Source organism: Allorhizocola rhizosphaerae, assembly GCF_003426775.1.
Classification (GTDB): Bacteria; Actinomycetota; Actinomycetes; order Mycobacteriales; family Micromonosporaceae; genus Allorhizocola; species Allorhizocola rhizosphaerae.
On record NZ_QJUG01000247.1, the window covers coordinates 1 to 11,596 of the forward strand.

At 68.1% G+C, this 11,596-nt stretch carries 11 protein-coding genes and 1 pseudogene; 9 read left to right on the forward strand and 3 right to left on the reverse strand.

What is annotated here, in order from left to right; all coding sequences use genetic code 11:
• Window positions 1–1,505: phospho-sugar mutase (locus DM816_RS35145; RefSeq protein WP_162908154.1), on the forward strand; the 1,505-nt coding region annotated here is incomplete at its 5' end.
• Here DM816_RS35145 and DM816_RS35150 read toward each other — a convergent pair.
• The 3 genes from DM816_RS35150 to upp form a co-directional block, all read right to left on the reverse strand.
• Window positions 1,495–1,914, reverse strand: coding sequence for a hypothetical protein (locus DM816_RS35150; RefSeq protein WP_117214770.1), 420 nt, complete (start codon window positions 1,912–1,914; stop codon window positions 1,495–1,497). The genes DM816_RS35145 and DM816_RS35150 overlap by 11 nt on opposite strands.
• A 61-nt stretch (window positions 1,915–1,975) precedes the next feature.
• Window positions 1,976–2,335, reverse strand: coding sequence for a hypothetical protein (locus DM816_RS35155; protein ID WP_117214771.1), 360 nt, complete (start codon window positions 2,333–2,335; stop codon window positions 1,976–1,978).
• Window positions 2,336–2,709: 374 nt separating this feature from the next.
• A complete protein-coding gene (gene upp, locus DM816_RS35160) occupies window positions 2,710–3,342 on the reverse strand; it encodes a uracil phosphoribosyltransferase (protein WP_117214772.1) in 633 nt (210 codons plus the stop codon).
• 17 nt (window positions 3,343–3,359) lie between these two features.
• On the opposite strand from upp, the gene deoC reads away from it, so the two are divergent.
• The 8 genes and pseudogenes from deoC to DM816_RS35200 form a co-directional block, all read left to right on the forward strand.
• Window positions 3,360–4,310: a deoxyribose-phosphate aldolase gene (gene deoC / locus DM816_RS35165; protein WP_117214773.1), complete on the forward strand. Its 951-nt coding sequence runs from the start codon at window positions 3,360–3,362 to the stop codon at window positions 4,308–4,310.
• 5 nt (window positions 4,311–4,315) lie between these two features.
• Window positions 4,316–5,746: an aldehyde dehydrogenase family protein gene (locus DM816_RS35170; RefSeq protein ID WP_117214774.1), complete on the forward strand. Its 1,431-nt coding sequence runs from the start codon at window positions 4,316–4,318 to the stop codon at window positions 5,744–5,746.
• On the forward strand, window positions 5,730–6,479 hold the full coding sequence (locus DM816_RS35175) for an aldehyde dehydrogenase family protein (RefSeq protein WP_211588994.1): 750 nt from the start codon (window positions 5,730–5,732) through the stop codon (window positions 6,477–6,479). Before DM816_RS35170 ends, DM816_RS35175 begins: the two co-directional genes overlap by 17 nt.
• The gene (locus DM816_RS35180) at window positions 6,476–6,904 is read left to right on the forward strand and encodes a hypothetical protein (RefSeq protein WP_117214775.1); all 429 of its coding nucleotides are present in this window, start codon (window positions 6,476–6,478) and stop codon (window positions 6,902–6,904) included. The genes DM816_RS35175 and DM816_RS35180 overlap by 4 nt, the downstream gene beginning before the upstream one ends.
• A 224-nt stretch (window positions 6,905–7,128) precedes the next feature.
• Window positions 7,129–8,703 carry a thiol reductant ABC exporter subunit CydD gene (gene cydD, locus DM816_RS35185; protein WP_117214776.1) on the forward strand — a complete coding sequence of 525 codons (1,575 nt, stop codon included), beginning with the start codon at window positions 7,129–7,131 and terminating at the stop codon, window positions 8,701–8,703.
• Window positions 8,700–10,238, forward strand: a complete 1,539-nt coding sequence (cydC, locus tag DM816_RS35190; protein ID WP_117214777.1) for a thiol reductant ABC exporter subunit CydC — start codon at window positions 8,700–8,702, stop codon at window positions 10,236–10,238. Before cydD ends, cydC begins: the two co-directional genes overlap by 4 nt.
• A 52-nt stretch (window positions 10,239–10,290) precedes the next feature.
• A complete protein-coding gene (locus tag DM816_RS35195) occupies window positions 10,291–11,100 on the forward strand; it encodes a DNA primase (RefSeq protein ID WP_117214778.1) in 810 nt (269 codons plus the stop codon).
• Window positions 11,101–11,158: 58 nt separating this feature from the next.
• Window positions 11,159–11,596, forward strand: a pseudogene (locus DM816_RS35200) (transposase); the annotation flags it as partial.

Genomic DNA, 11,596 nt, shown 5'->3' on the forward strand with positions numbered 1-11,596 from the left:
TGAACCTCGCCGTGGTCCGTCAGGCCGCGGCCGGCCTGTCGCGCTGGGTCGCGGCGCGCCAGCCGGACGGGCTGATCGTCATCGGGTACGACGCCCGGCGCGGGTCGCACGAGTTCGCGCTCGAAACGGCACGGGTCGCCACGGGCGCGGGCTTGCGCGCCGCCGTGCTGCCGCGGCCACTGCCGACGCCCGTCCTGGCGTTCGCCGTGCGGCATCTGGACGCGGCCGCGGGCGTGATGGTGACGGCATCGCACAATCCGCCGCAGGACAACGGATACAAGGTGTATCTCGGCGCCTCGCTGGGCGGCGATCTCGGCGCGGGCGCGCAGATCGTGCCGCCCGTGGACGCGGAGATCGAGGCGCTCATCCGCTCGGTGCGCGTCAAGGAAGTGCCACTGGGCGAAAGCGAAGGCGAAGGCAAAGGCTGGGACACGCTCGACGACGGGATCGTCGCGTCCTATGTGGATGCTGCCGCTCGTGTGGTCGACCCCGATGGGCCCAAAGAGCTTTCGATCGCCTACACGCCGCTGCACGGGGTTGGTCTGCACGTGCTGCGCGAGGCGTTCGTCAAGTCCGGCTTCGCGCCGCCGTCGGCTGTGGCCGCACAGGCCGAGCCCGATGGCATGTTCCCGACCGTGAAGTTTCCCAATCCCGAGGAACGCGGCGCCATGGACATGGTGATGGCGCTCGCCCGCGAGAAGGGCGCGGACATCGTCATCGCCAACGACCCTGACGCCGACCGGTGCGCCGTCGCCCTGCCCGGCTTCCGGCCAAGGGGGGCGGGCACGGAGGGCTGGGGAGCGGGAAAGGTCCTGCGCGGCGACGAGGTGGGCATCCTGCTCGCCGATCACCTTATGCGCAAAGGCGTTTCGGGCACATATGCCACGACGATCGTGTCATCATCCATGCTGCGCAAGCTATGCGAGGCGCATGGCATGGGCTACGCGGAAACCCTGACCGGGTTCAAGTGGATCGTGCGCGCGGGGACGGACCTCGTGTTCGGCTACGAGGAGGCACTCGGCTACTGCGTGGCCCCGAGCATGGTGCGCGACAAGGACGGGATCACCGCCGCGTTGCTCGTCGCCGAGCTGGCCGCCGGGCTCAAGGCGGACCTGCGAACACTCGCCGACCGTCTCGACGAGCTGTACCTGCAGCATGGGCTCTACGTCACCGACCAGCTCTCGGTGCGCGTCGACGATCTCACTGAGATCTCCGACGCGATGGCCCGGCTGCGCGCGAAAATCCCGACATCGCTGCTGGACGAGCCCGTGACGACGGTGGAGGACATGCTGCCCGAGGCCGACGTCGTCATCTTGCGCACCGCTTCGGCCCGCGTCGTGGTCCGGCCGTCCGGGACGGAGCCGAAACTGAAGGCCTATCTGGAGGTCGTGGAGCCCGTGGCCGACGGCGATCTGGTGTCGGCGCGCGAGCGGGCTGCGGCCACGATCGTGGCGCTGCGCACGGAAACCGCTGCGGCGCTTGGCATCTGGTCTGTCAGCCCGTGACCCGCCAGAGCCAGACGTCGTGCGGGTGAACGGCCTCGCCCGCGAGGTCGTTCAATACCAAGCGAAGCTGGACGGTGCTGGCCGGGCGTGTTGTCCGACAGCAACAGAACTGCAGCGCGCGCCAGTACGCAACATCCTCGCGAAACTGTTGGCGCATAACGGGTGTCACGAGCGGTGCCTTGCCCGTGCGATGGACGTCGCGCATCAGCGTGGCCGTCGGACGCGGTTTGGCGCCCAATCGTGCTCGCCTGTTGGCGTCCCGCCCGAGCGCGGTCAGCAGCGCGAAGCCAACCTCCGCTCCGAACGCCATCGTCACGGGCACCATCGGAATGGTCAGGCCCCGCGCGGACGTGTTGGCCATCAGGTTCACACCGTCGGGCGCGTTGAGGTCGCGCCACAGCCGGGACAAGCAGCCCTACGAAAGGCACAAACCCCCCAAGCCCTACGTTTCGACCATATTGCGCCGATCACTAACTTGCTTCCGTGTTCGACGGCCCGTCCTGGTTGATCCATTCGCGGGCGCGGATGACACCCCTGCGCCCCGCTATCGACTCGACGAGGCCCGGCAGGTCATCGACCGTAATCATTTTCCCGTTCAGCGCCGCGCCGATCGTGGAGACCGCTTCGAACCGGTCCGCCATCAGCAACAGATCGGCCAGCGTCCGGCACATCGTGCCGGACGGGACGTCATCGACCATGGTGGTTTCCGAATCACCCAGCGGCAGCTGATGAGGTACCAGAATGGGGTCCCCGAGCCGTGGCGGGATCGCCTTGGGTCCCGGCAGATTGACGTGGATTTTATTTGTCGGTACGCAGGCCGCCCACGCCATGCAGGAGGGCTGCACATGACGGCAACCGCGTGCGGTCCGGCCGACAGGCATGCCGCCCTGATCAACGTCGGGGGGTCGGGTCGGCCGATGCGGGTGAAGTAGACGCCCCGGGTGATGAGGCTCCATTCACCGCTGCTCAGCTTGGGTCGGACCCGATTGGCCTTGATGCCCAGCCGCCTGCACTGCGCGGCCGTGATCAACCCGTGTTGCTCGCGCCTGATTTCTACGAAGTTCACGAGGAACGAGCGTCAAACCCTTGGCGCGAGAGCACAACGCTGTGGATAACCAGCTGTGGACAACCCGGGTTGATCACGAAGTTGGTGTCACGACACGCCGTCGAACATGGACGTAAGTTCATGATCGATCGGAAGGGGTCAGAAGCGGGGCATGCCGCCGAATTGGCGGTCGCCGGCATCGCCTAGGCCGGGGACTATGAACATTTTTTCGTTGAGGCCCTGGTCGATGGATGCGGTGATCAAGCGTAGCGGGAGGGCGGAGGACTCCAGTCGGGCGATCGCCTCGGGCGTGGTGAGCGCGCACAGCACCGTGATGTCGGTGCAGCCGCGATCGGTGAGCAGGCGGCAGCAGTGCTCCAGCGAACCGCCCGTGGCCACCATGGGATCGAGCACCAGCACCGGGATGCCGTCAAGCGAAGCGGGCAAAGACTCCATGTAGGCGCGAGGCTCGAACGTGTGCTCGTCGCGCGCCAGCCCCACGAACCCCATCGACGACTCGGGCAGCAGCGCGAGCGCGGCGTCGGCCATGCCGAGCCCTGCCCGCAGCACGGGCACGATCAGCGGCGGGTTGGCCAGGCGCGTGCCCAGCGCCGTGGCCACGGGCGTCTCCACGGGGAACGTGCTCGCGGCAAAGGCACGGCTGGCCTCGTAGGTGAGCATGGTCGACAGCTCGTGCAGCGCCGCACGGAAGCTGGCCGAATCGGTGCGCGCGTCGCGCATGGCGGTGAGGCGGGTCTGGGCCAGCGGGTGATCTACGACGAGTACGTCCACGCAGACAGATTAGTAGGATGGACCGTGTGACGGCGGTTGTGGATCTGGATGTGACGGGGTCGAACGAGGAGTTGCGGCGATTCCTGCACGGCCTGCCCGGGGTTGATCAGGTGGGGGCGGATGCCCGCGCGGCACAACTGGGTACCAGATCGATAAAGACCACGGCCAAGGCCTGGGCGATTGATCTTGCTATCCGCATGGTCGATTTGACCACGCTGGAGGGGGCCGACACGCCGGGCAAGGTGAAGGCGTTGTGCGCCAAGGCGAAGCGGCCCGATCCGGCCGATCGGAGCTGCCCGCCGGTGGCCGCCGTGTGTGTGTATCCGTCGCTGGTGCCGGTCGCGGCCGAGGCGCTGCGGGGGTCGGGCGTGCACCTGGCGAGCGTGGCGACAGCCTTCCCGAGCGGGCAGGCCCCGCTGGCGGTGAAGCTGGAGGACACCCGGGCGGCCGTGGCGGCGGGGGCCGACGAGGTCGACATGGTGATCAGCCGGGGCGAGTTCCTGTCCGGCCGCTATCTCGCGGTGTTCGACGAGATCAAGGCGGTGAAGGAGGCATGCGGCGAGGCGCACCTGAAGGTGATCCTCGAGACCGGTGAGCTGGTGACCTACGACAACGTGCGGCGCGCCTCGTGGCTGGCGATGCTCGCGGGGGCCGACTTCATCAAGACCTCCACCGGCAAGGTGAGCCCGGCCGCCACCCTGCCCGTGACGCTGATCATGCTGGAGGCGGTGCGCGACTTCGAGCAGGAGACCGGGCGCAAGGTGGGCGTCAAGCCCGCGGGTGGGATCCGGACGACCAAGGATGCCATAAAGTACCTGGTGACGGTCAACGAGGTCGCGGGCGAGGGGTGGCTCGACCCCGACTGGTTCCGCTTCGGTGCGTCCACTTTGCTCAATGATCTGCTGATGCAGCGCACGAGGCTCAAGACCGGGCATTACGCCGGGCCCGACTACTTCACTTTGGACTGAGAGACATGAAGTTTGAATATGCACCGGCGCCGGAGTCCACGGCCATTGTGAGCATCAAACCCTCCTATGGGTTGTTCATCGGTGGCGAGTTTGTGGAGGGCGCATCGGCGTTCAAAACCATCAACCCGGCCAGTGAAGAGGTGCTGGCCGAGGTTTCCGAGGCGTCCAAAGAGGACGTTGACCGGGCGGTCGAGGCGGCGCGGGCGGCCTTCGCGAAGTGGTCCAAGCTGCCGGGCAGTGAGCGGGCCAAATATCTGTTCCGCATCGCGCGCATCATCCAGGAGCGGTCCAGGGAGCTGGCCGTGCTGGAGTCGCTCGACAACGGCAAGCCCATCAAGGAATCGCGCGACGTGGACGTGCCGCTGGTGGCCGCGCATTTCTTCTACTACGCGGGTTGGGCCGACAAGCTGGAATATGCGGGCTTCGGGCCCAACCCGCGGCCGCTGGGCGTTGCGGCACAGGTGATCCCGTGGAACTTCCCGCTGCTGATGCTGGCGTGGAAGATCGCGCCCGCGCTGGCGTGCGGCAACACGGTGGTGCTCAAGCCGGCGGAGACGACGCCGCTGACCGCGCTGCTGTTCGCGGAGATCTGCCAGCAGGCCGACCTGCCGGCGGGTGTGGTCAACATCGTGACCGGTGCTGGGGCGACGGGTGCGGCGCTGGTGGAGCATCCCGGCGTGAACAAGGTCGCGTTCACGGGATCGACCGAGGTGGGTCGGCGGATCGCGCGCGCTGTCGCCGGTACCAAGAAAAAAGTCACTTTGGAACTGGGCGGCAAGGCGGCGAATCTCATCTTTGACGACGCGCCGCTCGACCAGGCCGTGGAAGGCGTCGTCAACGGGATCTTCTTCAATCAGGGGCATGTCTGCTGTGCCGGGTCGAGACTGCTTGTGCAGGAATCGGTTTACGACGCGGTGCTGGAAAAGCTGAAGCGGCGCATGGCAACCCTGCGCGTGGGCGATCCACTGGACAAGAACACCGACATTGGGGCCATTAATTCGGCCGAGCAACTGCAGCGGATCCGGACGCTGTCGGACATCGGCGAGGAGGAGGGCGCGCAGCGCTGGTCGCCGCCGTGCGAGCTGCCCGAGCACGGATTCTGGTTCGCGCCGACGATTTTCACCGGCGTCACGCAGGCGCACCGGATCGCGCGCGAGGAGATTTTCGGGCCGGTGCTGTCGGTGCTGACTTTCCGGACGCCGGCCGAAGCGGTGGAGAAGGCCAACAACACGCCCTATGGTCTGTCGGCGGGCATCTGGACCGAGAAGGGCTCGCGCATCCTGTCCATTGCGGACAAGCTGCGTGCGGGTGTGGTGTGGGCCAACACGTTCAACAAGTTCGACCCGACGTCGCCGTTCGGCGGCTACAAGGAATCGGGCTACGGCCGCGAGGGTGGCAGGCACGGGTTGGAGGCATACCTTGACGTCTCGCATTGAGGTCCGCAAAACCCTGAAGTTGTATATCGGTGGCGCTTTCCCGCGCAGCGAGTCAGGACGGACGTTCGAGGTGGATGGGCACAACGCGGCGCTGGCCTCACGCAAGGACGCACGCGATGCCGTGCTCGCCGCGCGGGCGGCGTTTGGCAAGTGGACCGGCGCGACCGCATACAACCGCGGGCAGATTCTCTATCGCGCGGCGGAGATGGGTGAGAGCCGCGGCGTGGGCGCGTCCGACGTGGACCGTCTGGTGTGGTACGCGGGCTGGGCCGACAAGATCGCACAGGTGATCGGAAACGCCAATCCCGTTGCGGGGCCATACTTCAACCTGTCCTCGCCGGAGCCGACCGGTGTCGTCGGTGTGATTGGACCGTCCGATTTGGTGGAGGCGATCGCGTCGGTGATTGTCACGGGCAACACGTGTGTGGTGGTGACGCCGCGCGCGGTCGAGGCCGTGTTTCTCGCCGAGGTGTTCGCCACCTCGGATCTGCCGGGCGGCGTGGTGAACATCCTGACCGGCTACCCGAAAGAGGTCGGGCCCTGGCTGGCCTCGCACGACGACGTCAACGCGCTCGACCTGTCCGGATTGGACGATGCTGAGCTGGCGAAGTCGTTGGAGGAGGCGGCATCCGACACGCTCAAGCGCGTGCTGCGGCCGCTGCCGGTGACTGGAATGCAACGCATGACGGCGTTCCTTGAGACCAAGACGGTATGGCATCCCAAGGGCGTGTGAGCGGCCCGGCCGATGGTCCGATTCTCCTCGCGCCGCTCAGTCAGACCGAGTGTGTCTGGTACCGGATCGGGGCGGAATCGTGGCAGGTGCACGGTGACGCCCATCATTGGCGCCAGGTCGTCGGGCTGCAGCGGGGATCCCTGAGGGTCGGCGAGGTGGAGGTGAGCGTCGACCTTGTCCAGCCGGAGCTGACCGTCCTCGAAGAGGTGCGGGTTTTGAAACAGCCTTCGCCGCAGGAGGCGCCCATGCTGCACCGGCTGGCGGCGCTCGGGCATGTGCCGCCGGATGAGTTGGCGCGCAAGGCAAACGCGTTCGACACGCTGGCGTGGAAGGTCACCGAGCACGTGATCCGGCCCGGTCAGCCGATCGAGGCGACCGGCGTCTTGCGCAGGGGGCGGCTGCGCAAGCCGCTGTGGCGCCGGTAAACACCCGGCCGGTCCGATAGCGTCCTTCTATCGTGACACCTGATCTTCGACCAGTACGTGCTGGAGCGCGGGCCGCCGAGGGCCCGCGGGCCGAGCCGGTGGGCTACACGGTCACGCTCGCACCACCGCGGCAGGGCGGCCCGGTCCTCACCGATGACGAGCGATTCACTTGTCGGAGGGGTGCTCATCGACCCCAAGTAACGTGATGTGGGTCATCGTGCACCATGAGGGTTGTGCGCCCGTTTGATCCGAGACTGCTGCGGCATGTCCCCGCGTTACGCCGTGACGTGGCGTTGCTCGGGCTGCTCGGGGTCGGTGTGGCGCTGGCCGTGGTGGTCGCGGCGTTCGGGCTGTCGCGCTTCAACCTGCCGCTCTTCGCGTGCGCGTTCGCCGTCCGGGCTGGGTTGACCAGTGCGTGCGGGGTCGTCGCCGCGCGCATGGCGGCCACGGTCAAGGAGCAGCTGCGGCGCGATCTGCTGGAGGCCGTGGGCAGGCGCGGGCCGGGGTGGCTGGCCGGGCAGCGGGCGGGCGAGCTGGCCACGCTGACCGGGCGCGGGCTCGACGCGCTCGACGGATACTTCACCGGATATCTGCCGCAGCTCGTGCTCAGCGTGACGGTGCCGTTAGCCGTGCTGGTCACACTTACTCTCAACGATTTGGCGAGCGCCGTCATCGTGCTCGTGACGCTGCCGCTGATTCCCATCTTCGGCATCCTCATCGGCTGGCAGACCCGCGCCGCCACCGAACGCCAGTGGCACCGGCTCTCCTTGCTGGGCGGGCATTTCCTGGACATGGTGACCGGCCTGCCCACGCTCAAGGCCTTCGGGCGGGCGCGGGCTCAGGTCGAGGCCGTGCGCAAGATGGCCGATCAGCATCGATCGGCCACGATGAAGACGTTGCGCATCGCGTTCCTTTCGGCGCTGGTGCTGGAGCTCGTGAGCACGCTGTCGGTGGCGCTCGTGGCCGTGCCGATCGGGCTGCGCCTGCTCTCCGGTGGGCTGACCCTGTCCACCGCGCTGCTCGTGCTGCTGCTCACGCCCGAGGCGTTCATCCCGCTGCGGAACGCGGGCAGCCGCTTCCACGCCAGCATGGAGGGACTCACCGCGCTCGATCACGCCTTCGGGCTCTTGGGGACTCCCGTCAAGCGGGTCGCGCAGGTCGTCGAGCCGCCGCTGCACATCGAGTTCCGCGGGGTGAGCGTGGTCTATGAGCGGACGGTCGCGCTGGACGATGTCGACCTCACCATCGCCGACGGCGACCGCGTCGCGCTGGTCGGGCCGAGCGGCGGCGGCAAGAGCACCCTGCTGTCGCTGCTGCTCGGATTCGTGACGCCGACCCGCGGGGAGGTGCTGATCAACGGCGTCTCACCGTCCGATGTGGATTTTCCACTCGCTTGGGTACCGCAAAAGCCCCACCTCTTCGCGGCGACTCTCGCCGAAAACATCGCACTGAGCAACCCCGATGCCTCGCGGGCCTCGGTGGAGGCGGCCGCGCGGGCGGCGGCCCTGCCCCACTCGCTTGACATCATGCTCGGTGAGCGGGGCCACGGCATGTCCAGCGGCGAGCGGCAGCGCGTGGCGCTGGCGCGGGCGTTCCTGCGCGACGCTCCCCTGCTCCTGCTTGACGAGCCCACGGCACGGCTCGACATGGCCAGCGAGAAGGCGGTGGTGGACGCGACCCTGCGCCTGGCCTCCGGTCGCACGGCCCTGCTCGTCGCGCACCGGCCGGCCCTGCTCAGCGTCGCGACCCGGATCGTGCGCGTCGAGCACGGGCGTGTTGTGGAAATGGAGCCCGCGTGATCTGGCGGTTGGTTGGGGCGGGGTTGCTTGGCGCGCTCGCTGAGGCGGCAGGGGTCGCGCTCATGGGCACGGCCGTGTGGCTGCTCATCACCGCAGCCGAACAGCCCCCGATCACGGCGCTCACCATCGCGATCGTGAGCGTCCGTGCGCTGGCCATCTCGCGCGGTGGCTTCCGTTATCTGGAACGCCTGGCCGGGCACGACGCCGTGCTGCGGATCGTGACCGAGGTGCGAGCCCGCATCTTCGCCCACCTCATCGACCGGCCGCTGGCCCGGCACGCCGACGCGCTCAGCCGGATGGTGTCCGATGTGGACGGCGTGCAGGATCTGGTGGTACGGGTGGCCCTGCCCATGTTCGCCAGCGGTCTGGTGTGCGTGGCCGCCGTGGTGACCGCCGCGCTCATCGACCCGCTGGCCGGGCTCGTGCTGGGCCTCGGTCTCGCGCTGGGCGGGGTGGTCCTGCCCGTGCTCGGCGCGCGGCTGATCCGGCGGGGCGCACTTGAGCTCGCCCCGCTGCGTGCGGCGCACGCGATCGCTGTGCTCGACGTCGTGCACGGGGCCGCCGATCTCGCGGCCTACGGGGCGACCCAGCGGTTCCAGGCGGCCGCCTCGCTTCATGCGGCTCGGCTGTCCGCTGTGGAACGGCGGTTGGCCGTGCGGTCGTTCGCGCTCGACGCCGCGGGTGGGACCCTGTCCGCGCTCACCGCGGTCGGCGTGTACCTGGCCGCGCCCGATCGTGGCGTGTGGACGGCCGTGCTCACGATCGGCGCGCTGGCGACCGGCGAGCTCACGCTCAACCTGCTCGGCGCGGCCCGCAAGTACGCCGAGATCTCCGGGAGTCTGGCGCGCGTGCGCGAGCTCACCACTCCCGTGGCGCCCGTGGAGACACCGAGCGGGCGGCCCGTCCGGCTTTGCGGGGTCGCCGTGGCGGGCCGGCTTCACGACATCGACCTCGACCTCGCGCCCGGCCGCAAGATCGGGGTCATCGGGCCCTCGGGCGCGGGCAAGAGCACGCTCCTGAGCGTGATCGCGGGGACGATCATGCCCGACCGCGGGCATGTCATCCGTTCGGGCGACGGCGTGGCCACCGGGCTCATGGCCGACGCGCACCTGTTTCACAACAGCATCCGGGAGAACCTCAAACTGGCGCGGCCCGACGCGACCGACGCGGAGCTGGTGGCCGCGGGAGACGTCGCGCGGATCGCGCTCGGCAACCGGTACCCCCTGGAAACCTTGGTCGGGGAGGACGGCGCGGAACTTTCCGGGGGCGAGCGGCAGCGGCTGGGGCTGACCCGGGCCCTGCTGGCCGACCCGGAGGTGCTGCTGCTCGACGAGCCGACCGAGGGGCTCGACCCGGCACAGGCCGACGACGTGCTGCGGGCGGTGTTCGACCACCTGGGCGACCGCACAGTGGTGCTGGTGACCCACCGTCTGACCGGATTGGACAGTCTCGGGCTGGACGAGATCATCGTCATGGATCAGGGCCGGATCGTGGAGCGCGGCCCGGAAGGATGGATGCGGGCGCATCTCGGATGAGCGGACCCACTATCGTGTACGCGACAACCCGCGCGCGAGGAGGACGGCGTCCATGGCCACCATCTGGGAAGAGTTCGAGCTCTCGCCGATCGAGGTAGCCCTGCCGGGCAACAAGGTGGGCTTCACCCTGCGCGGTTATCGCATGGAGTCCGAGCTGACCCCGACCGATATCAGCGAGCGCGAGGATGAGGACGACGTCTTCTCCGGCCGCGACGCACGGGCGCCACTCGATGACGAAGAGCTACCGGAGTTCGAGTGGACCAAGGAAGCGCTCGACGAGGTCGCCGCGGCTCCCGCCGAGGACCAGCTCGCGGAAGAGGCAGTGGAGTCGAAGGAGTCCACGTCATCTGAGGAGTCGGCTGCTGACGAAGGCGAGGAGAAGAAGCCCGCCGACCAGGAGGTGCCGATCTTCCTGTCGCACAAGGGCAAGCTCCTGCTGTTCAAGACCGCCGAGGGCCTCGCGTCGTTTGTGAAGTCCAAGGCGCCGCACGATATGAAGCAGCTGAAAGATTGGTCAAAGTTCGCTTCGAAGCTGAAGGCGTCCGACATCGAGGTGAGCGAGGACGAGTCCTACGAGCTCGACCTCGTCGTGGAAAACCTGCGGGGCGGGCCCGACGCGTGGGAGCCGCCGCTGCTGCTGTCCGCCGGCGAGATCGCCCGCGACCTGGCCTATGCCTTGCAGCTCAAGAAGGTGATAATTTCGCTGGCGCCGGGGTCGCCGTTGGACGATCTCGACGAGGCGCTCCGGGCGACCGGATTTTTCGCCCGCCGCAGACTGAAGAAAATCGGGACAGAGCAGGCGTCGATCAGCTGGCGCTCCATAATTGGCAAAATCTCTGCCTCTGTGGACTGGCGCGACTGACTTTCTCCGGGAAGTATCAAGTCTTGGCACACGTGGGTCCCGGGAGGAGGACGAGTCCGTGGCGCTCGTGCGGGTGTATTGCGGTATTTCATCGGCCGGACAGGCCGGTCAGATCGGCGCTGTGGCGCGGCTGACCGTCGCCGTTGTCGACGATTCTGGTCGCCTGTTGGAGGCATGCGAGATCAATGATGATCCCGCCGGATACGCCGGGCTGACCGCGTTTCTCGCGGAGCGCTTCGGTGGGTCGACGGTGGTCACCGTTGCGGTCGACGACGATGAGCATCTGATCGTCTCGCTGCTCGCCGCTTCGGGCAGGTTCATCGCGTTCACCGACGACGGCACGGCCGACGACTTCGCCGAGCGGTTCGCCGACGACGACTCGCTTGAAGAGGTCAATGCCGCCGACGCCGAGCGCCGCGCCGTGGGCCTCGCCCGCGCGCTGCAGGCGGGAGCGCTGCAAGCAGGTGCGACCAACCCGCCGCGCGAGTTCGCCGTC